The sequence below is a fragment of the Streptomyces arenae genome (assembly GCF_022343545.1).
Lineage (GTDB): Bacteria > Actinomycetota > Actinomycetes > Streptomycetales > Streptomycetaceae > Streptomyces > Streptomyces humi.
Genome location: NZ_JAKQYH010000020.1, coordinates 40,495 through 61,248 on the forward strand (window position 1 = coordinate 40,495; position 20,754 = coordinate 61,248).

Annotated in this window: 20 protein-coding genes and 2 pseudogenes; 12 read left to right on the forward strand and 10 right to left on the reverse strand. The window is 67.7% G+C overall.

The window, feature by feature from the left end; genetic code table 11:
• Window positions 1-111 precede the first annotated feature (111 nt).
• Complete coding sequence (locus tag MB828_RS11540; RefSeq protein WP_301648073.1) at window positions 112-792, forward strand: response regulator transcription factor; 681 nt, start codon at window positions 112-114, stop codon at window positions 790-792.
• 10 nt (window positions 793-802) lie between these two features.
• Window positions 803-2,272, forward strand: coding sequence for a sensor histidine kinase (locus tag MB828_RS11545; RefSeq protein ID WP_301648074.1), 1,470 nt, complete (start codon window positions 803-805; stop codon window positions 2,270-2,272).
• Window positions 2,273-2,466: 194 nt separating this feature from the next.
• Here MB828_RS11545 and MB828_RS11550 read toward each other — a convergent pair.
• A pseudogene (locus MB828_RS11550) lies at window positions 2,467-2,957 on the reverse strand (transcriptional regulator); the annotation flags it as partial.
• A gap of 27 nt (window positions 2,958-2,984) precedes the next feature.
• Complete coding sequence (locus MB828_RS11555; protein WP_301648075.1) at window positions 2,985-3,464, reverse strand: nuclear transport factor 2 family protein; 480 nt, start codon at window positions 3,462-3,464, stop codon at window positions 2,985-2,987.
• Window positions 3,465-3,700: 236 nt separating this feature from the next.
• Here MB828_RS11555 and MB828_RS11560 point away from each other — a divergent pair, with 236 nt between their 5' ends.
• Both MB828_RS11560 and MB828_RS11565 read left to right on the forward strand, forming a co-directional pair.
• The gene (locus MB828_RS11560; RefSeq protein ID WP_301648076.1) at window positions 3,701-4,036 is read left to right on the forward strand and encodes a hypothetical protein; all 336 of its coding nucleotides are present in this window, start codon (window positions 3,701-3,703) and stop codon (window positions 4,034-4,036) included.
• A 341-nt stretch (window positions 4,037-4,377) separates the two neighbouring features.
• On the forward strand, window positions 4,378-4,947 hold the full coding sequence (locus tag MB828_RS11565) for a hypothetical protein (RefSeq protein WP_301648077.1): 570 nt from the start codon (window positions 4,378-4,380) through the stop codon (window positions 4,945-4,947).
• Window positions 4,948-5,117: 170 nt separating this feature from the next.
• Here MB828_RS11565 and MB828_RS11570 read toward each other — a convergent pair whose 3' ends face one another.
• Both MB828_RS11570 and MB828_RS11575 read right to left on the reverse strand, forming a co-directional pair.
• Window positions 5,118-6,002, reverse strand: coding sequence for an aminoglycoside phosphotransferase family protein (locus tag MB828_RS11570; protein WP_301648078.1), 885 nt, complete (start codon window positions 6,000-6,002; stop codon window positions 5,118-5,120).
• A gap of 49 nt (window positions 6,003-6,051) precedes the next feature.
• Window positions 6,052-7,140, reverse strand: a complete 1,089-nt coding sequence (locus MB828_RS11575) for an IS630 family transposase (protein WP_301648079.1) — start codon at window positions 7,138-7,140, stop codon at window positions 6,052-6,054.
• A 200-nt stretch (window positions 7,141-7,340) separates the two neighbouring features.
• On the opposite strand from MB828_RS11575, the gene MB828_RS11580 reads away from it, so the two are divergent.
• Entirely contained in the window at window positions 7,341-10,724 is a 3,384-nt protein-coding gene (locus MB828_RS11580) for an NB-ARC domain-containing protein (RefSeq protein ID WP_301648091.1), read from the forward strand.
• A gap of 289 nt (window positions 10,725-11,013) precedes the next feature.
• Here MB828_RS11580 and MB828_RS11585 read toward each other — a convergent pair whose 3' ends face one another.
• The 4 genes from MB828_RS11585 to MB828_RS11595 all read right to left on the reverse strand — a co-directional run bounded on the left by MB828_RS11585 (window position 11,014) and on the right by MB828_RS11595 (window position 13,473).
• Window positions 11,014-12,207 carry an IS110 family transposase gene (locus tag MB828_RS11585; protein ID WP_301648080.1) on the reverse strand — a complete coding sequence of 398 codons (1,194 nt, stop codon included), beginning with the start codon at window positions 12,205-12,207 and terminating at the stop codon, window positions 11,014-11,016.
• Window positions 12,208-12,406: 199 nt separating this feature from the next.
• Window positions 12,407-12,634 carry a transposase gene (locus tag MB828_RS46840; RefSeq protein WP_430381364.1) on the reverse strand — a complete coding sequence of 76 codons (228 nt, stop codon included), beginning with the start codon at window positions 12,632-12,634 and terminating at the stop codon, window positions 12,407-12,409.
• Window positions 12,577-12,981, reverse strand: a complete 405-nt coding sequence (locus tag MB828_RS11590) for an IS5 family transposase (protein WP_301648081.1) — start codon at window positions 12,979-12,981, stop codon at window positions 12,577-12,579. Before MB828_RS11590 ends, MB828_RS46840 begins: the two co-directional genes overlap by 58 nt.
• Before the next feature lie 81 nt (window positions 12,982-13,062).
• Window positions 13,063-13,473, reverse strand: a complete 411-nt coding sequence (locus MB828_RS11595) for a hypothetical protein (RefSeq protein ID WP_301648082.1) — start codon at window positions 13,471-13,473, stop codon at window positions 13,063-13,065.
• Window positions 13,474-13,703: 230 nt separating this feature from the next.
• On the opposite strand from MB828_RS11595, the pseudogene MB828_RS11600 reads away from it, so the two are divergent.
• Window positions 13,704-14,207, forward strand: a pseudogene (locus MB828_RS11600) (ATP-binding protein); the annotation flags it as partial.
• Window positions 14,208-14,382: 175 nt separating this feature from the next.
• Here MB828_RS11600 and MB828_RS46845 read toward each other — a convergent pair.
• Window positions 14,383-14,508 carry an endonuclease domain-containing protein gene (locus MB828_RS46845; RefSeq protein WP_430381362.1) on the reverse strand — a complete coding sequence of 42 codons (126 nt, stop codon included), beginning with the start codon at window positions 14,506-14,508 and terminating at the stop codon, window positions 14,383-14,385.
• A gap of 46 nt (window positions 14,509-14,554) precedes the next feature.
• Here MB828_RS46845 and MB828_RS11605 point away from each other — a divergent pair.
• The 5 genes from MB828_RS11605 to MB828_RS11625 all read left to right on the forward strand — a co-directional run bounded on the left by MB828_RS11605 (window position 14,555) and on the right by MB828_RS11625 (window position 19,281).
• Window positions 14,555-15,363, forward strand: a protein-coding gene (locus MB828_RS11605; RefSeq protein ID WP_374210451.1) for an IS5 family transposase whose coding sequence is annotated in 2 segments (ribosomal slippage) — window positions 14,555-14,909 and window positions 14,909-15,363 — 810 coding nt in all. Because the reading frame shifts where the segments join, the coding sequence is not laid out codon by codon here.
• Between the two features lie 385 nt (window positions 15,364-15,748).
• Window positions 15,749-16,627, forward strand: coding sequence for a hypothetical protein (locus MB828_RS11610; protein WP_301648084.1), 879 nt, complete (start codon window positions 15,749-15,751; stop codon window positions 16,625-16,627).
• Between the two features lie 53 nt (window positions 16,628-16,680).
• Complete coding sequence (locus tag MB828_RS11615; RefSeq protein WP_301648085.1) at window positions 16,681-17,436, forward strand: Shedu anti-phage system protein SduA domain-containing protein; 756 nt, start codon at window positions 16,681-16,683, stop codon at window positions 17,434-17,436.
• A 91-nt stretch (window positions 17,437-17,527) separates the two neighbouring features.
• Entirely contained in the window at window positions 17,528-18,211 is a 684-nt protein-coding gene (locus tag MB828_RS11620) for an AbiV family abortive infection protein (protein ID WP_301648086.1), read from the forward strand.
• Between the two features lie 440 nt (window positions 18,212-18,651).
• Window positions 18,652-19,281 (forward strand): hypothetical protein, encoded by a 630-nt coding sequence (locus MB828_RS11625; protein WP_301648087.1) that lies wholly within the window; start codon window positions 18,652-18,654, stop codon window positions 19,279-19,281.
• Between the two features lie 3 nt (window positions 19,282-19,284).
• Here MB828_RS11625 and MB828_RS11630 read toward each other — a convergent pair whose 3' ends face one another.
• A complete protein-coding gene (locus MB828_RS11630) occupies window positions 19,285-20,076 on the reverse strand; it encodes an SAVMC3_10250 family protein (RefSeq protein WP_301648088.1) in 792 nt (263 codons plus the stop codon).
• Window positions 20,077-20,468: 392 nt separating this feature from the next.
• On the opposite strand from MB828_RS11630, the gene MB828_RS11635 reads away from it, so the two are divergent.
• Window positions 20,469-20,754: transposase (locus MB828_RS11635; protein WP_301648089.1), on the forward strand; the 286-nt coding region annotated here is incomplete at its 3' end.

The window sequence follows — 20,754 nt, forward strand, 5'->3', positions numbered from 1 at the left end:
GACGGGCCGTACGAGGCGGGCGTTCGAGGATCGTTCGGGGAACGTAAGGATCGGCCGACCGGCCCTCGCCAGGACGGGGCGCGGGGGCCACGGCCGCTACGCTCGGTGCACATGCCCGAGGACAAGGGCCTCGTTCTGGTCGTGGAGGACGAGGCGCACATCGCCGACCTGCAGCGGCTCTACCTGACCAGGGACGGTTTCGGCGTGCACGTGGAGAGCGACGGCCGCGCCGGCCTGGCGGCGGCCCGGAGGCTCCGTCCGGTGGCCATCGTGCTCGACCTCACCCTCCCCGGCCTCGACGGCATCGAGTTCTGCCGCCTGCTGCGGGACGGCGGCGACTGGACGCCGGTGGTGATGGTCACCGCACGGGACGAGGAAGCGGACCGGATCATCGGCCTGGAGCTCGGCGCGGACGACTATCTGACCAAGCCGTTCTCGCCGCGCGAGCTCGTCGCCCGGATCAGGACGGTGCTGCGCCGGGCCGCCGGGCCGCCGGGCGAGCCGGTGCTGACCCTGGGCACCCTCACCCTCGACCCGGCCCGCCGGACCGTCTACCGCGAGGGCCGGCCGGTCGGCCTGACCACGACCGAGTTCAACCTCCTCGCCTTTCTGATGCGCCGGCCCGGCCAGGTCTTCACCCGCGCGCAGCTGCTGTCCCACGTCTGGGGGTACGCCGACTACCGCGACGGCCGGGTCGTCGACGTCTACGTCTCCCAGCTGCGCGGCAAGCTCGGTGACGCGGGCCGCATCCGCACCGTTCGCGGGGTCGGCTACAGCGCCGGCCCGGCGTGAGGAAGGCGGCATGCGCAAGACGGCAAGGCACCCCACCGGGTCGCCGCCGGAACAGCGGCTCCCCCATCGGCTCCTGCACCGGCTCCGGCTCCGGCTCCGGCTCCGGCTCGGGCACCGGTGGCCGGTGCGCAACACGCTCACCAGTGCCATCGTCCTGCTGGCGACACTGGTGGCGGCGCTCGCGGTCGTCCTGACCGGGATCACGGCCGGGGAGACGGCCCATTCGAGTGCCGAGGCACAGGAACGCGACCAGCTCGCCCGCCAGGCCACGGTCCTCAGCCGCGTCCCGGCGCCCGGCTCGCTCCTCCGCGCGGACGAGCAGCGGCTGGCCGGATCCAACGGCGTGCGGCTCGCCGTCGTCGCCGCGGACGGCAGAGTCGCCGGACCCGCCGCACCGGCGCTCACCGACACCGACCACGACCGGCTGCTGTCCGGCCGCTCCGTGTCCACCACCGCCACCCTCGCCGGCCGGCGCTTCATGGTCGAGGCACATCCATCCCCCGGCGGAGGCGCCGTCGTGCTCGCCCAGCCGATGACCGACGTACGGCGGGCCGCTGGCCGCATGCAGAACAGCCTGCTGCTGCCGATGGCCACCGGGCTGCTGGGCGCCGCGCTGGCCGGGGCGCTGCTGGCCCGCCGCATCGCCCGGCCGCTGACCTCGGCCGCTGCCGTAGCCCACCGGCTGGCCGCGGGCGAGCGCGGGTTGCACGGCCCCGTGAGCGGCCCGGCGGAAGCGGTCGAACTGGGCAGCTCGCTGACCGTCCTCGACCAGGCGCTGACGCGCAGCGAGAACCGGCAGCGGGAGTTCCTGCTGTCCGTCTCCCACGAGATCCGTACCCCCCTGACCGTCGTGAAGGGCTACGCGGAGGCCCTGGACGACGGTGTCGTGCCCGCCGAGGAACTCCCGGCCGTCGGGCGCACCCTCCTCACCGAGACCCGGCGGCTCGACGGTTTCGTCAGCGACCTGCTGCGCCTCGCCCGCCTGGAAGCCGACGACTTCCACCTCGACATCCGGCGCACCGACCTGGCCGCCCTGGTCGAGGAGGCCGCCAAGACCTGGTCCCGGCTGTGCGCACGCCACCACGTCGACTTCCGCCTCGAACACCCGACGACCCCGGTCCTCGCCGACACGGACGGCTCCCGCGTACGGCAGATCGCCGACGGACTGCTGGAGAACGCCCTGCGCGTCACCCCGCAGGGCAGCCCCCTCGTCCTGGCGCTGCGCGCCGAAGACGGCCACGCCGTCATCCAGGTCCGCGACGGCGGCCCTGGCCTGTCCGACGACGACGCCGCCATCGCGTTCGAACGCGGCGCACTGCGCGACCGCTACCGCGACATCCGCCCCGTCGGCAGCGGCCTCGGCCTGGCCATCGCCCACCGCCTCACCACCCGGCTCGGCGGCACCATCACCGCGAGCGGCCAGGGCCCGGAGGGCGGCGCCTGCTTCACCGTCACACTGCCCAGCGGCACCGCGGACTGACCGGTGTGCGCAGCGCCAGGACGAGTGCGCGACGAGTGCGCAAGGAGGCCGAGGCGGCCGAGGCGGCCATCCGCCGACTCCAGGACGCCCTTGCGCAGATCACTGCCGCGTAGTCGGCCCGTGCTCGGGGCAGCGGTTCCGGCCGGGGCAAAACCGCGGTGACGGCCCTGACCCGGGTGATTCGCCTGGTTGTGTCAGGCGGCGAAGCCGATGGTGGTGACGAACCCGTACTGGCCCTGCTGGGAGCCGAAGTCGGCCACAGCGTCGTCCACCCACGCGGTGTCGAGGGCGTCATCGTCCTCACCGGCCGCCCAGGCCGCGACGATCCGGTCCCAGTGCCGCACGTTCAGCGTCCGGTACTCCGCCACGCGCTGATGGGGCCGGGTGACCTGTGACTGGTGGAGCGGGTGGAACTCCACCCGGGTCCCGCGCCCGTCCCGGTCGAGGCGGGCGAGCAGGTAGCGGGCGACGTTCTCGCGCCGCACCGCGCGGTAGGCCTGCTCGATCGCGGCGAGGTTCACGCGCGAGGGGGAACGGGCACCCGCTCCCCCTCGCGCGCGAGCCAGGCCCGGATCGTGCGGGGGCTCGCGGTAAAGCCGGCCTCCCGCGCAGCGGTGCGGGCACGGTCGCTACGGGTCAGGTAGTGCAGGCGGGCCAGCAGGCCGCGCCGGGCGGTGATCGGGGACGGTCACCGGGCCGCAAGGCGCTGTTTTCAGGCGGATGATGCATCCGCGACGGGGAGCCGTTCCGTTCCGCCGCCGAAGGGAAGGAAGACAGTGCGGCCGGCGAGGAACCAGACGCCGTCGATCTTCCGGAAGACGTCCTCGTAGTGGCCGACGTTCGCAGGGAGCCTGGGCTCGATCATGCCACCTGAGTAGCCGTCGACCCGGTATGTCGTCAGATAAGAGACCGCGCGCGCTGTCGCCTCGGACTCCACCGTGACCAGGATGTTCGTCATCAGACGGCGCGACAGCCTGTCAGCCGGACGAGAGGCGAAGTAGGAGCGCAGGGCCCCGCGCCCCTCGACGCGCCGCTCCCCGAAAGGCCAGTGCCAGACGCCATCGGGCGTGAACAGCTCAGCCACCGAACCTGGCTCGCCGAGATCAAGGCGGTGGATGAAGTCCACAATGACGCGTTCGCAGGCGCGTTCCGCGAGCATCCGCTCGACCGGGGACATGACCTTGTCGTCCATACCCCTGTCTATCAGCCCCAACGGGTCCCAGGACAACGGCTTTTCCGCACCACCACCGGCAGGACGCGCTCTTCGCTCCCCACCCTCTCCCCTCGGTTTACCAGCGGACGAACTGAGGCGAAGACCGGCCGAGGGGATTTACGCGCCTCTGTCCGCAGTTCCGTGAACGGACATATGGCAGGGAGCGAACGTGCGCATGTGGCACCCTGGCCGGATGCATGTGGCACCCTGGCCGGATGGTAGAGAGCGACCGGGAACGCGGGATAGAGGGCTGGATCTGGAGCGAGAACGTCCAGCCCTTCTTGGCTCTCTTGGCGCGCTACGCCAACTATGACTTCGATGGCACCGACTGGCAGGTGATCGAACTCGGTCTTGAGGCCACCGATGATGAGCACACAGATCGTTGGTACAGCTATCCACTCGTCGGATCGGACCATCACCTCGAAGTGCACCTTGCCAAGGCTGCGGGTGGCGATGAGGTTTCTGTCCGCGTGGCGGGAACTTCCAACCCTGAGCTGCTGCTGAGAGCGGACACCCTGATAGCAGCCTTTGCCACCAGGCTCGTCGCATGAGGCGAAGGTGGGTCGCAGCCCTCATGGTTGGGTGAGAATCCGGGTCCGGAGAGGGCGAACGAGGCTCGGCCATACATAGCCCGCTTCAGTGTCTTCACCCGGTTCACGTCTCCTTCGACGACCCCGGGGCTCCAGGGCAGGGTCAGGCCGGCAGTCACTGCGTCAAGGTCCTGGCGTGGGAAGCCGGCGAAGCCCTTCATGGGCTTCGGTGCGTCCTGCTGGGCCTGCCGGCATCGCGTGGACCGCCGGCCCCGAGACGGTCACCGTGTTCGCGACCTACGCGTCGGTCGGCATGGGCACCCTCCAGCGCGCACGCCGCCGGGCTCAGGGTGTGGGACCTGATGGTGGTGGACGAGGCGCACCGGGTCAGTGGGGATGGGCTCAAGCCGTGGGCGGCCGTGCACGACCAGACCCAGGTACCGGCCGTGCGGCGGCTGTACATGACCGCCACCGCGCGGATCTGGGAGACCGACGGGGACGGGAACCGGCCGCGGCTGGTGGCGTCCATGGACGACGACTCACCGGGGTTCGGGCCGGTCGCGTACAAGCTCAAGCTCAGCGAGGCGATCCGCATGGGGCTCGTGGCGCCGTACCAGGTGCTGTGCCTGGACATCCACGAGCCCGACCTGAACACCGCGCTCACCACCGAGGCGACCGGCGCCGAGGCGGTACGCGGAGCCCGCCTCGCCGCCGTACAGACCGGCCTCATGCGCGCGGCGGTTGAGGAGCGGTTGAGGCGGGTGCTGTCCTTCCACAGCCGGGTCGGTGAGGCGGAGGCGATGGCGGCCGCCGTACCCGCAACCGCAGCCCGCCTCGCCAACGACAACCCCGACACCCTCCCACCCGCCAACCAGATGCGGGCGCAGCCATCAACGAATGGCCGTGACCAGCAATTTCAAAACACGCCCTAGTGTCCTGAGTCGTTAGTTCGCTTGCGGTTGCAGAGTGGGGCAGCGCCTGGTCCGAAGCCGTTGCCGCTAGAGTTGTCGGATCACGAACACCGCCTGCTGCGGGGCCGGTTGCGTAGGCAGACTGCCTCTCAGGCGGTGGCCCCGGCGGGTCCGCGCTCCCCTATGACCCCTCAGCCTCGATCAGCGAGGATCTCTGAGAGCACGCGTCGCGCGTTACGGGCGTCAGCGCCGTCCTCGCCCAGGCTGTTGGCGCACGAGACGAGCGTCTTCCACAGCGCCCAGCCGCGTCCGCGCGCCCACGTCGCATCGTCGACGCCGAGCCGCTTCCGGAACAAGCCGCGGCCGTCGGCCGAGAGCAAGGTCCACGCGATCGCGAGGTCGCAAGCGGGGTCCCCCACGCCACACGTACCGAAGTCAATGACGGCGGTGAGCTGTCCGTCCTCAAGGAGCAGGTTTCCCTGGGCAAGGTCGCCGTGGAACCAGATGTCGATCCCGTCCCACTGCGCCTCGAGCGACTGAGCCCACAACTCGCGTGCCAGCGCGACGTCGATGCGGCCGTGCAACGTGTCCAGCGCACCGAGCGCCTGCGCCTCGTAGGTCCGCAGCGTTGCTCCACGAAACCAGTTGTGCTTGCCAGGCTGTGGCCCCTCCGAGGCATCGATGCTTTGCAACGCGGCGACGAAGTTGGCCAGTTCCTCGGCGAAGCGGATCGGATCGACAACGGACTCGAACGTCGCGGGCGTGCCGTCGATCCACCCGTAGACCGACCACGCGAACGGGTAGGTCGCACCAGGGCTCCCCTTCGCCAGCGGCACCGGGATTGGCAGCGGGAGAGCGGGTGCCAGCTTGGGTAGCCACCGGTGCTCCTTGTCCACGGCCAAGGCGTACTCCTTCGCGCTGGGCAGGCGGAGCAACATGGTGTCGCCCAAGTGGAAGGTCCGGTTGTCCCAGCCGCCCTTCTCCACAGCCGTCACAGGTAGTGCGGCCCATTGTGGGAACTGTTCGGCCACGAGCCGCCCTGCCTGTTCGGCACTGATGGTGACCCGCTGGGGCATGGGCCCAAGATCTGGAACATCGTTCAACAGGTACACCCTTGTCTAGGATTTATTGTCCTGGGTTGTTAATTCGTGTGCAGTATGCGGCGAGAGTGTCGAGGATGTCGTCGGCAGTCTTCGTCCAGACGAACGGCCTGGGATTCTTGTTCCACTCGTTGATCCAGCCTCGGATGTCCCGTTCCAGTTCGACGACGCTGCGGTGGGTCGAGCGGCGGAGTTTGCGGGAGGTCAGCTCGGCGAACCAGCGCTCGACGAGGTTGAGCCAGGACGCCGAGGTGGGGGTGAAGTACAGGTGGAAGCGGGGATGCCGGAGAAGCCACTTCTTGACCGGCTCGGTCTTGTGGGTGGCGTAGTTGTCCAGGACCAGGTGGAGTTCGAGGTGCTGGGGGACGGCGGCGTCGATGACCTTCAGGAAGCGGAGGAACTCCTGGTGGCGGTGGCGGCGGTAGTGCTGGGCGATGACCGAGCCGGAGGCGATGTCCAGGGCGGCGAACAGGCTGGTCGTGCCGTGCCGGACGTAGTCATGGGTCATCTTCGCCGGTGTGGCCGGCGCCATCGGGAGCACGGGCTGGGTCCGGTCCAGCGCCTGTATCTGTGACTTCTCGTCCACCGCCAGGACCAGGGCGTTCTCCGGCGGCGACAAGTAGATGCCCACCACGTCCCGGACCTTGGTCACGAACTGCGGGTCGGTCGACAGCTTCCAGGTCTCCACGATGTGCGGCTTGAGGGCGAACGCCCGCCAGATCCGGGAGACAGCCGACTGCGACATGCCCGCCGCCTCGGCCATCGAACGCGTCGACCAGTGCGAATCACCCGTCGGCGGCGTCTGGCCGAGCGTCCTGGCGACCAGGGCCTCGACCTGCTCGTCCGTGATCTTCCGTGGCGCCCCCGAACGTGGCCGATCCACCAGGCCCTCCAGCCGGTCCGCCACAAACCGGGACCGCCACTTACGCACCGTCTCCCGCGAGACGCCCAGATCATCCGCGACCCGCGCGTTCGACAGGCCCTCCGCGCACGCCAGCACGATCCTCGACCGCAGCACCAGCGCCTGGGAAGCGGTCTGCTTGCGCAACCAGCCCCGCAGCACCCGGTGTTCGTGCCCGGACAACTCCAGCGGCAACGGCTTCGGACCAGGCACCGCCCCACTCTACAACCGCAAGCGAACTAACGACTCAGGACACTAGAGGGGGCGGTATTCCATAGCTTCGGTCCTTCGGCTGTTGGCGTCGCTACCGGGTAGCCATGTGCGGTTCGGCTGACAGCGTGCTGGCACGTCGGTATGGTTCACGCCCGGAGGCCGAATTCGGGGGCGTGGTGCGGGTTCGTCGCGTTGGACTGATGCTACTGGCCTGTGTGGGTGCCGTGCTGGCAGTGCTGCTGGCGCTGGCGGGAAACGCGGCCACGTCCGATGAGCGATGGCCGGGTCTGGTGGACTCGCTTCGAACGCATCCCTGGCCGTGGGTAGCGGGTCTGGGCGCTGTGTCGATCGCAGCTGCTGCCCTGGCCGCGTGGCTGCAGGAAGGACAACCTGGGACCGGAGAAGATCCGCCGCCCCCTCCTCCACCGGAGGTTCCGGAGTGGTTCGTGGACCGAGCCCAAACGCGCACCGCGGTGGCAGCCGTGCTTCGCGGCGGGCGGGCCGTGGCCGTCACCACTTCCTTCTGGGGCGCTGGTGGGTTCGGAAAGACCACGTTGGCCACGGCCGTGTGTGCCGAACGGCGGGTACAGCGGCGCTTCAGAGGGCGTATCTACTTCGTTACCATCGGCCGAGACGTCCGTGGTCGTGCCGCGGTGGCCACCAAAGTGGGTGAAGTCACTCGGTTCGTCACTGGCGACACCACCCAGTTCGACGATCCTGGCCTCGCTGGCGCCCATTTGGGCCGGCTCCTGGAGCAGCGTCCCCCGACCCTGCTCGTCCTGGACGACGTGTGGGATATGGAGCAACTCCGGCCCTTCCTGCGAGGTGGACGCCGATGCGTGCGCCTGGTCACCACCCGCAACCCCGACCTGCTGCCGCCGCAAGCGCGCCGGATTCGCGTGGACGAGATGTCGTCGGCCCAGGCCAGGATCGTCCTGACATGGGGTCTGCCACCGCTGCCCGGACCGCTGGTGGAGAACCTGCTGAGAGCGACCGGCCGGTGGGCCCTGCTGCTGCGCCTGACCAACCGTCTGATCGGCGAACAGGTCGCCGCCGGCGTCGGTCCTTCTGACGCAGCGGAGCAACTCCTCGGCCGGCTGCGCACGTACGGCCCGGCAGCCGTTGACGCTCCGTCGGCTGCATGGAGTCTGGACGACCCGCACCTGCGCAACCAGGCCGTGGACGCCTCGGTCCGGGCCGCAACCGAACTGCTGCCGCCCGGCGGTGAAGACCACTTTGCCGAACTCGGCGTTTTCGCGGAAGACGAGTCGATCCCCGTATCGATGGTCGTCAAGCTGTGGCAGGCCACCGGCGGCTTGAACGAGAACCAATCCCGCGCCTTGTGCCGGGGTTTGGAACGTCTGTCCGTGCTCAGTCTTACCCCCCAGGACGGTGGAAGGATCTCCCTACACGACGTTGTCCGCGACTACCTACGTGCCCGGCTCGGCGAGGCCGGCCTGGCCCGTGTCAACGCGCTTCTGGTCGACGCCATCGCCGTCGGCCTGCCACCGGCAGAACCGCTCAGCCCAACAGCATCGGCCCCCGGGCGTGCCTGGTGGCACCTCCAGGACGGCTACCTGACGGATCACCTCATCGAGCACCTCCTTGCCGCCGGCCACAGGGCCTCCGCCGAGGCAGTGGCAACCGACATACGGTGGGTTGAAGCGCGGCTGGCCAAGCGAGGCCCCAGTGCCCCTTGGAACGACCTTGTCCGCGTTGGCAGCCCGCGCACCCGCCTACTCGCGCACAGTCTTGCGCGGGCGGCCCACCTCCTGACGCCCACGGATCCGCCACAGGCTCTGACCAACGTGCTGCACTGCCGCCTGGACACCGACCCTCACTGGCACTCTCAGATAACCGCCCGCCGGAACGATCCTGCCCTGCGTCCCTGCCTCGCCAGCCGCTGGCCGCGACCCGACGCCGCCCACCCGGCACAGCACCGCATCCTCACCGGCCACACCCGTTCCGTTCGGTCAGTGGCAATTTCCCCCGACGGCACCTGGCTCGCCACTACCAGCGACGACGTCACCGTACGGATCTGGGACCGCGCCACCGGGGCCTGCACAGCCACCCTCACACGGCGCAACCCGGCACTTACACAGCACGCCAGGAGCACAGATTCGGTGGCGGTCTCCCCGGACGGTACGTGGCTCGCCACGACCCAAGACTCCCGCGGGCTCCGCATCTGGGACCGTGCGACCGGCCGGTGCACCGCCAAACTCACCGGCCACTCCGGCGCGGTGACCTCGGTGGCGATCTCCCCAGACGGCAGTTGGCTCGCCACCACCAGCTGGGACAAAACCGTGCGGCTCTGGGACCGTGCCACCGGCCGGTGCACCAGCAAACTCACCGGCCACACCGGCGGGGTGACCTCGGTCGCAATCTCCCCAGACGGCAGTTGGCTCGCCACCACCAGTAACGATAAAACCGTGCGACTCTGGAATCGCGGCACCGGCAGCTGCGTCGCTACCCTCACCGGCCACACACATTGGGTGACCTCCGTGGCGATCTCTCCGGACGGCACCTGGCTCGCCACCACCAGCCGTGATGAGACGATCCGCATCTGGGACCCCGGCACCGGCAGCTGCACCGCTACCCTCACCGGCCACACCGGCGGGGTGACCTCGGTGGCGATCTCCCCAGACGGTACCTGGCTCGCCACCACCAGCGACGATAAAACCGTGCGGCTCTGGGATCTGGAGTTCGTCAACCACTATCCTTCTTTGCCTGATAGCACGGACACGGTGGTGTCGGTGGCGATCTCCCCCAATGGTGGTTGGCTCGCCACCGCCGGCTACGACAAGACCGTACGGATCTGGGACCGCGCCACCGGTAACTGCACCGCAGTCCTCACCGGCCACATCAACACGGTGTATGGGGTGGCGATCTCCCCCGACGGTACCTGGCTCGCCACCGCCCAGAATGGCCGTACTGTGGCAATCTGGGACCGTGCCACTGGCGTCTGCACAGCCACCTTCACTACCTCCACCAACGCCGTGCGAGCCGTGGCAATTTCTCCGGACGGCAGTTGGCTCGCCACCGCCGGCTACGACAAGACTGTACGGATCTGGGACCGCGCCACCGGCAACTGCACCGCTACCCTCACCGGCCACACCGCCGCGGTGCAATTTGTAACGATCTCCCCGGAAGGTACCTGGATCGCCACCACAAGCCATGATGAGACGATCCGGATCTGGGACCGCGGCACCGGCAGCTGCACCGCTACCCTCACCGGCCACACCGGCGGGGTGACCTCGGTGGCGATCTCCCCAGACGGCAGTTGGCTCGCCACCGCCAGCTACGACAAGACCGTACGGATCTGGGACCGCGCCACCGGCAACTGCACCGCTACCCTCACCGGCCACACCGGCGGGGTGACCTCGGTGGCGATCTCCCCAGACGGCAGTTGGCTCGCCACCGCCAGCTACGACAAGACCCTACGGATCTGGGACGTCGCGGCTCAGCGCACCGTTGCGGTTGTCCGAACGGAATGGGCCCTGTACTCGTGTGCCTGGAGCCCAACCGCTCACGAGCTTGCAGTGGGGGGTGAGCAGAGCGTCTACCTCTTCGAATTGCTCACCTGACCGCTCTCAAGATGCGCGGTCGTACCCTCGCCGCAGTCGCTGTCGGCGGCTCTATCGCAACCCCACGAATCGTGCCCCGAGCGGGCCCCGGCTGTTCGGGGGCAACTGTGCATGTAACTGGTTTGCTTGGGCGGACCGTGCCTGTCCACAGGGGCCCGCAGCCCGAAGTCACCGCGGCTGCGCGGGCGCTTGAACCGGTCGGCTGATGACTCCAGGACGGCACTGAACAAGGGGTGGGTCTATCCGGCATACACCTGCTGATGACGATATCTGAATTCAAAGATCCTCATCACACGGCCGGTGGAACAGGGGTGAACGCCCGGTTGTCACGAAGGAGCGCCCACAGGACGCTGGCGCGTCGGCGGGCGAGTGCGATGACTGCCTGGACGTGCTTACAGCCCTCGCCGCGCTTCTTGAGGTAGAAATCCCTATTCGGGCCTTCGCGGATAATGCTGGTCTGCGCGGACAGGTAGAACACCCTGCGCAGGCGCCGGCTGTAGCGCTTGGGACGGTGCAGGTTGCCGGTGCGACGGCCTGAGTCCCTCGGCACGGGCACCAGCCCTGCTGCGGAGGCCAGGTGGCCTGCGTCCGTGTAAGCCGACAGGTCACCGGCGGCTACGACGAACTCGGCGCCGAGTACCGGCCCCATGCCGGGCAATGATTCGATGATCTCCGCCTGCGGGTGGGTACGGAATGTCTCCCGGATCTGCCGGTCGACGTGCTTGAGCCGGTCGTCCAGCGCCAGGATCTGGACGGCCAGATCAACGACGATCTGCGCAGCGACATCCTCGCCGGGCAGCGAGGTGTACTGAGCCTGAGCAGCCTCCAGAGCGGTGGCAGCGACCGTGTCGGCTCCACGGACGCCGCGTTTGGCGAGCCAGGCCGTCAGCCTTGCCCGGCCGCGGCGGCGAATGACGGCGGGAATCTGGTACCCGGTCAGCAAGATGAGAGCACCCTTGCGGTCCGAGTAGTCGAAAGCCCGTTCAAGTGCGGGGAAGATGCCGCTGAGCACATCACGCAACCGGTTGATCATCCGTACCCGGTCGGCAACCAGATCCGACCGGTGCGCGGTCAGCAGGGCAAGGTCGGCCCCCAGTTGAGCAGGTACCCCGATGATTGCGAAGTCCTGGCGGTGGCGAGTTGTGTCAGCGATTACGTAGGCATCGCGGGCGTCGGTCTTGGCTTCGCCTCGGTAGGCGCCAGCCATGCGGTTGACGGTGCGGCCCGGCACGTAAACGGCTTGTTGACCGTGCGCGGCGAGCAAGGCCAGCAGCAAGGCAGAAGCCATGCCAGAGATATCCACTGCCCAGCGGACTTCATCCGCCAGGTCCAGGATCTCGCCAAGTGCCGTGAGGATTGCTGTTTCATCGTTGTCGATCTTCTTCGACCACAGAGTCGCGCCACTTTCGTCGACCACCGCCGCCCAGTGATGGCCCTTGCCCGCGTCGATCCCACACCAGGCTTGGCCACGTCGCTTACTCACTCGCACGCTCCTCGTTCCACATACAGTGCCGTTGGCCCGAGGAACACCCCGCTGTCCGCTCCGTAATCAGCGACCGCACAAGGCGCGCACATCTCAATCAGCAGTCAGGGTGCCCCGGAGAGCCGGACGGCCACTCCTCGCCAGCCACTGCAGGCAGGCCCTACTCAGCCACATCCGGCCCCCTGGGCCGCTTAACAAGTTACGGAGTCACCATGCTCATCATCACCCGCGAGGGTGACCGCCGCTGCAAGCTCCCTCGGATCCGCTCGAGAAGCGGGCGTGCGCAGACGCCGTCGTGACGCTGGCCAGCCGTGAGCATGACGGCCAGCGGCCGTCCCCGGCCGTCGCAGGCGAGGTGGATCTTGGTTGTCAGTCCGCCTCGGGATCGGCCGAGGGCATGATCATCCGGTTCGTCCGGCCGGTGGATCCCCTTTTTCGGCCCGTGGCCGCGGCGTGCTGATGGGCACGGACGATGGTGGAGTCGATCTGGACGAGCCAGTCGATGTCGCCGGCCGCATCCGCCCGGGCCTGGATCTGCTGGAGTGCCCGGGTGAAGATGCCGTCGAGGGCGTAGCGGCGGAAGCGGGTGTAGACCGTCTGCCATGAGCCGTAGCGTTCGGGCAGGTCACGCCAGGAGATCCCGGTCCGGATCTTGTAGACCATCCCGTTGATGATCTGCCGGTCCGACACCCGCGGCCGGCCCGTCGCCGCCCGCGGTATGTGAGGAGCGAGTAACTCCCACTCCTGGTCAGTGAGTTCATGACGGCGTATCACCCCACCATGATCCACCACTCGAAAGATCTTTGAAGACGGACCCTAGAACACCAACGTTGGCCAGCACCCGGGCTTCGAGCGTCATGGGCGGGCAGATGCCCGGCGGACGAGCGCGGTGCGATTGGGGGTGAGGAGGCATGGCAGCAAGGCTCTCAGGGCGGCGGCGAAGGCTCGGACGCGAAGTTCAGCCAGCCTGGTGCTGCTGGCACTGCCTGGCAGATGATTGATGGCCCCGAGGCTGCACTCGGCGTAGAGCTGAGCAATGCTTGCGTGGATCTTGGGGCCAGAGTCCCCCAGGATGCCGACGTCTGCGACCACTTCAGCTTCGTTCTTCCAGAAGTAGTGGTAGATGGTGATCCGCAGGTCGTGACCGGCATAGTCGAAGCCACCATCGACGTCGTTAGGTCCGGTAAATCCCGCCTCCGCCAGGAACCCGAAAACCTCCCGCCCGAGTCGGCGGACCGCTTCCTCCGGTGTCTCCCGCTTGCCCATCCAGTCATCGTCCGGCGGACCAGCCGCCACCGCCAGACCCGGGAAAGGCATGGGATGAGTAAGCCGGTACCCGAGTGTCCGGACTTGTGCCGGATGTAGGGGCCGATGCCCGGAGATCTCTGAGACTGCCCGGAGATCAACGAGACACGACATTTTCAGTATGTGGGGCGGTTTGAGCGTCATGTGACTCTCTGTGGCGGTTCCTCTGTGTTGGCCATGGGTAGCGCGGAGTCCGGGATGCCCTGCGCTGGCTGCACGCAGGCGAGTCCGTCATTCTGTTCGGCCCGGTCGGGGTGGGCAAGACGCATATCGCCCAGGCGCTGGGCCACCTCGCTGTCCGACAGGGCGCCCACGTCCGCTTCGCCAAGACCAGCCGGATCCTCGCCGAACTCGCCGGCGGCCACGCGGACCGCACCTGGGAGAAACGGATCCGCGAACTGGTACGGCCCGACGTGCTCATCCTCGACGACTTCGCCATGCGCCAGCTCTCCGCGGCCCACGCCGACGACCTCTACGAACTGGGCAGCGAGCGGCAGGGCCGGTCCCTGATCATCACCAGCAACCGGGCGCCCAGCGACTCGTATCCCCTCCTCCCTAACCCCGTCGTTGCCGAGTCCCTCCTCGACCGGCTCATCAACACGAGTCACCAGGTCATCATGAACGGCCCCAGCTACCGACCGAACAAGCGCCCCAAGAACCCCACCGACAAGCCCACCAAACCGTCGGTCAAGTAGCCGCCACTAGCACCCGGGGCTGGGGAATTACGTGAACTCAGCCCCGGGGAAATACATGAACGTCCATACCAATGCCTGGAACAGGCCCACCAGTTGATCGTTTACACCACGAGAGGGGGAACCGTCGAGCTATACAAGCTCCTCAGCAGGGGTGGATAACGACACCCGCCTGATCTCACAGCTTGCCCGAGAGATAGTCCGCCATCCTGTGGCACATCTCGACCGAGTCACGGACGTATCCGGGCGCCGAGTTGCAGTGGAGGCAGAGCAGCCCTCGTATGCACTTGCCGCAGGAGGACATCTGCTTAAAGATCGCTTCCTTTGGTGGCCGGGGTCGTTGTGTTGGTATGACGAGTCTTGCTGAGCGCCTGGTGCCGGACGAGCTGTGGGAGTTGTTCCGCCGGGTCGTGCCCGAGACGGTGGTCGTACGCGCGCAGGGAGGCGGCCGGAGACGGGCCGGGGACCGCGAGTGTCTGGCGGCAATCGTGTTCGTGGCCACGTCAGGGTGCTCGTGGCGGCAGCTGCCACCAGTCTTCGGGCCGGCCTGGCCCACGGTCTACCGGCGCTTCGCCCGCTGGAGCCAGGCCCGGGTCTGGGCCCGTCTGCACCGCGTCATCCTCGATGAACTCGGAGCCCAGGGCGAGCTGGACTGGTCGCGTTTCGCCGTCGATTCTGTCAGCGTCCGAGCACTCAAAGGGGGCAGCTGACCGGACCGAATCCGACCGACCGAGGCAAGAGCGGATCGAAAATCCACCTCGTCGTCGACCGCAGCGGCCTCCCCGTCGCCGTCGCCATCTCCGCTGCCAACACACACGACAGCCTCGCGCTGCAGCCGCTGATCGCATCCATCCCACCGGTGCGCAGCCGACGCGGTCCCCGACGGCGGCGGCCTGCGAAACTCCACGGAGACAAGGGCTACGACTACTCTCACCTGCGGCGATGGCTCCGCGAACGAGGCATCACACCCCGCATCGCCCGCCGCGGCACCGACACCTCACAGCGACTGGGCCGACACCGCTGGGTGGTCGAGCGGACCATGTCCTGGCTCGCCGGCTGCCGCCGCCTGCACCGCCGCTACGAACGAAAGCCTGAGCACTTCCTCGCATTCACCGCCATCGCCACCAGCCTCATCAACTACCGACGACTCACCAAGTGAAACGGCGTCAAAGTTTCGCAGCTCCGCGCCGAAGTCAGCGCCGGCCCGATTCCTGTAAGGTGAACGAAAGCTGGCCTATTGATCTACAAAGCTGCAGTTCGGCAAGGGTCTTCCCCACACGCGTGGGGATGTTTCCACGATCGCCATCTGGATGGATGTGCCGTCTTCCCTGCATGCGTGGGGGTCTGTCCGTGCACGGTGGCGTCGAGACGGTCGTGCGCGTGCTCCACATGCACGTGAGGTCCTACAACCCGCTGCAGTCGACACGGTGTTCGTCCGCCTCACAGAGCCAGTCAGGGACGCCCGGACTCGGCTGGGGGTATGTCAGTGCCGCCGACCATGATGGGCACGGACATATAAAGACGTGTCGGCCGGGGAGGGATCGTTGCAGGGATGGCTCGCGGTTGCGGATCGCGCCGTGTCGCGACTGAGTATCGAACGCAACGGCGAACTGCTGCCTCACCGTGCAGTCACCACAGAGGCTGTCGCAGTCGGGGACCCCGTCGCCCTGTGGAGACCGGGCCGCATCGGCGGCCTGGTGGCTGTCGGCACGGTCCGCGGCACGGAAAACACTCCTGCATCGGTACTGGAACCGCCCGCGAAGGCCGTCGTCTTCGACTTCGGCTCAATCTCGTTGAGTTCTCCCGTGCCGTTGAAGGCCCTGCGGACTGCCGGCCTCACCGCGTTCACGCACAGCATCCGGGACACCGACCGGTCTTACTACCGTGGGGACTTCGGGCTCGTCCGCCTGGATCTGTCCCGGGAGCAGTGGGCTGGTCTGCCGCGCCTGCAGCGGGCATCAGCGGACGACCCCGTGGGCAGCATCCCTTGGATCGTTCCGCCGGGAACCGTGGTGCAGCGTCGCAAGCTGCATGACGTGTACGGCGGGAGCCGGTCCGGCTACGGAGGCTCCAGCGGCACCACTCCGAACACTTTCCTCTTCGTACGGAGGGCACCGGCGCCGGACATACAGCCAGCCCCGTGCTGGGACGGCGACATCCTCTCTGTGCCGGGCTGCCTGCAGGACGGCGACTACATCAGCCGGGAAATCCAGATGCTGATCCATCACCTACGGCGCGGGCTGCCCCTGCGCGTCTTCGAACAGCAGAGACAGCTGTGCCGGTATCTCGGCGAGTGCACCGTGGACCAGGAGGCACCCGTCGCGTCGTGGGTCCGCACCGGCGTGCGCAAGCCAGCGGGACGCTCGACCGACGCGACGCGACGCGGGAGATCCAGTTCCCGTTGCTTCGCCTGCGCCAGCTGACCGGCGGCCCCTGTTTCGACAGCGCCGCCCCGCCCTTCGCGCAGGCCCCTCAGATGGACCTGGAGCTCTTGCTGTCGAGCGCCGTCCGGACATCGCGCGCGGAAGACAGCACGCAGAGGGCAGCAGAGGGGTCCACGGACGCCAAGGAGGGCCGCCGCAGCCTCAAGCGCTTGCTAGGTATCATCCGACGCGCGCCGCAGGACCTGGACGCGCTCGGAGCTCTCGACGACGCGCAGGCTGTTGCTGCGCTTTTGCAGCTCGCGCAGCGCAGGGCCGGCCTGGCGAAACTCCGGCAGGTGGCCGAGGACCCTCACGCTCTGGAACGGGACCTCCAGAAGGTCCTGCAGGGACAGTTCTGGATCTTCGGGGGCCAGTTCGCCGGAGAGGCCGCACGGCGCAGGCTGGTGCCCGGCGACGAGGTCGACATCCCGCTGATCCGCGGCGACTGCACGCTGCAGATCGTAGAGATCAAACGCTCGGTGGCATTGCGCGGATCACTGGTAAAGCGGCACCGCAGCGGCTGGGTGCCCAGCGCGCAGGTCCACGACGCAGTGGGCCAGGCCCTCAACTACCTGGTGCACCTGGACGAGCACCGTCTCCGCATCCGAGATCAGTTCGGCCTGGAAACGCGGCGGGCACGCGCCCTCATCCTCATCGGCCACCCCGCCGCGCAGCCCGGGGTTCCGGAAGACACGATCAATGACGTGCTGCGCACCGTCAACACCCACCTGGGCCGCATTGAGGTACTGACGTACAAGGAGCTCCTGGACAACGCAGAACGCGCACTCGGGGACGATCTAGCCCGCTGAATTGCATTGTGCCGCTTGGCAGGGCAGTGGAAGCGCGGTCGGCGTCGGACGGATCCACAGACAACGAAAGCGCAGGGCTGTCATGGTCGATATGAGCCCGCAGCAGGCGCGGGAGTTCTGGAAGGCGCTGGTGGACAACGCATCCTCGCTGATCGCCGACGCCCACACGCTGCTGTCCGCAGGGTCCTTCGGGCGGGCGCGGTCCCTCACCGTCCTCGCGCAGGAGGAACTCGGGAAGGCGCTGTGGATCTATGACGCCTTCCAGACGGCCTGGAGCCAGGGCGATGGTAGGTCACGGACGGTGGACGAGCTGGCTCAGCACGGGCGAAGCCACACGAGGAAGTACCTTGCGGCCGTCGTCTTCGGAGACGAACTCGCCGAGTTCTGGGGTGGCTACAGTGCCGTGCCCGAGGGGGGATCGGGCTATGCGGCATGGGAGGAAGCGCACCACAAACGCCAGGAGGAGGCCGAGCGCGCCGCCGGTGAGGCCAACCTCGCCAAGCAGCAGGGCTTCTATGTGGATCGCGGCGTTGACGGCACCGTCTCCTCCCCCACGGCCATGGAGGCCGGCACCACGGCGGACGACCTGCAAACAGCCGCACGCGTGATCGAGATGCTCATCAACGACCACACCCGCATGAAAACGGCTGCTACGCCGTATGACAGCACGCACGCCCAGCAGTTTCGGCTGCTGCCCATATCCCACCCGGATGACTGGGCCGCAGCCTCCGACGGGCCCGACCGGTCAGTCGAAGACACGCGAGTAGCCCACTAACACGCGCGTGAGTCCGCTCCGTCTCGTGGCGCCGGCACCAGACTGCCCGGTTCCCGGGATACCTCCCCAGCGAGTCAGAAGCTGTCCGCTCGCACGCGGTCGGTTTCGGTGCGAACGCGCTGTGTTTCAAGGCCGGATCGCCTCGCGGCGCTTGTCCCGGCGTTATCGTGTCGCTAGTTCAGGCCCCGCCAGGCGCCCTTCCTTGCCGGGATCCCCTTCGCCACCGCTACCCTCCCCGCGGCACCCCCTTGAGCAAGGCCGCACAACTCGCGTCAATCTGCCTCCGGCCCACACCTTCCGTTCAGCACCTGCCACTGCCCGTCGCCGGGCAGGGTCGCCGCTGCTACCGTCAGCCCGCAGACCCGCGGGCCGGGGTGTCCGTCCCGCCCGAATTTCTTCATGTCCCTGCGCACACTGGGGTGGTTGCGGAGACTGGCCGAGTGACTGATCACTCTGTGTCTTTGGTAGCCAACCTGATCACCCTCTTCCTCGCCCTGGCGATCGGCACACGGATGGGCTACGCCGTCGCCGCTCGCGGTACCGTGCATCAGATTGAACTGATGGACCGGCATTTCGACGGCAGCCGGGAGCTCTTCGAACGCCAGCAGGTACTGCAACGAGAAACCGACCTGCGCATGAGGTCACGTGAAGAACTCAGGTCGAGTTACGAGGTTCTCGGTCTCTGGCTCCACCAGATGGGTCAGACTCTCGACGAAATTCACTTTGGGGCGTCCTCGGACGAGAAGCAGATGCGGGACAAGGCCGAGGCCCTCGTCAGCCGCAGGCCCTGGGAAGTGGTATCGCCACCGGCAGGCGCGGCCTCGGCAGAGTTCTACTGGAGCGCTGACGTCCTGCGGAAGATCCGCGAACTGCAGCAGCCGTACGCAAAGTTCATCATGCACACCCGGCTGGCGATGAGGGAACCGGGACTCGACCTTGCTTTGTCGTCTTCCCACGTCGATGACGACGCCTGGGAGCATTGGACGGAGTTGCACCGCCTCATCGTGGGCATCAAAAATCAGGCGCGGGAAGACCTGATGTCCACCTCGCCGGCACAGCAACGAGCTTGAACGTCAGGGTGTGTTCGAGCGCCGGCGGATCCTCGGGAAAGTGATCCGCCTTGGCTGCGCTGGCGCCTGCTCATGAACAGCTTCCACATACAACGGCGTCGCTAGCACCAGACGGCGAACCCACCTCGGGCGGTCGATATCCAACAGCACGATGGCATGCCCGCGCATACGTCCCCGCGTCGAGGGCGGGTACTGCCTGTCGACCCACCCGTGCACCCCGAGCGCCGCGTCCTCGATGAGCACGTCACTGCGCCGTTGCGGCATGAGTTCGTTCAGGAACTCCGGGATGACATTCAGCCCGTCCGCCTCGCGTCGCTCGACCTCAAGGATGAGATCGTGCAGCCAGGTGGTGTCCGAACCCATCCGCCCATGTGCACACACCTGCGTACGCAGGTGCTGCACCGACCCGCACAGCATGAATCCCAAGTCGCGGGGCTGACCCACCGCCGGTGCAGGGACCTGGCCGACAAACAGCGCAACATCCTCAGGGGGCCGCCCGCTGTCTTCGTGAACGGCCACCTGGGCCATGGGCAGATCGAAACTGATCCACTGGTTCGGCTGCAGGTTCCGCGTGGTGAACGACACCGGGGCAAACCGTCGCTCGATGGTTCGCTTGGCCCTCTCCACCAGCGCGTGCGGAGCCATGGGCTCAGCCGATCCCTCCCAGGTCCGGCTTCCCGATACTTCGACCAGCGGCGGAATCTTCACTACGGCCTGCACACCCTGCTGGGTAGAGGAAAGCCGCATACCGAGCCGCCCGTAGATTTTGCGTTCCGAGACGTAGACCAGATCCACACTGCTCCCCCGGCAGCCGCTTCCATGGCATCCGGAACGGCATCCAGATCACCACTCGCACCGTGCCGCACCAACATAGCAACGCGCCGCCGGCGAACAGCAGATCATTCCTGTATCCGCGCAGCACTACGGCGGCCAGGACAACAGGGGGTACAAAGCTGCAGCCTTGCACCCCAGGTCAGGTGACCGCGGCGACGGGCGTGTCCCCTGTTGTGCGGCGTGCCGTCCGGACGTGTTTGCCGTACACGGCTTGCCAGGGCTCACCGACGGCGGTCACTTCGAGTCCGGCGGATGCGGCGAGCCGGACCAGAGCGAAGTACCGTGGCATCTCCCCCAGTACTTGGGCCTTAGACGCTATTTCAGTTGGCGTGATCTTGCGGCAGTCTAGGGTGATGGCTGCTGCGCTTGTCGAGCGGATGGCGCCGGAAGAGCTGTGGACGTTGTTCCAGCGGGTGGTGCCGCCGGCTCCGGTCCGCCCGCAGGGTGGAGGGCACCGGCGGCGAGGGGACCGCGAGGTGCTGGCTGCCATCATCTTCGTGGCCACCTCAGGCTGCACCTGGAACCAACTGCCGCCAGGCTTCGGGCTGTCGGGGGTGACGGCCTTCCGCCGGTTCACCGAGTGGACGGAGGCCCGGGTGTGGGCCAAGCTTCACCGCCTGGTCCTGGATGAACTCGGTG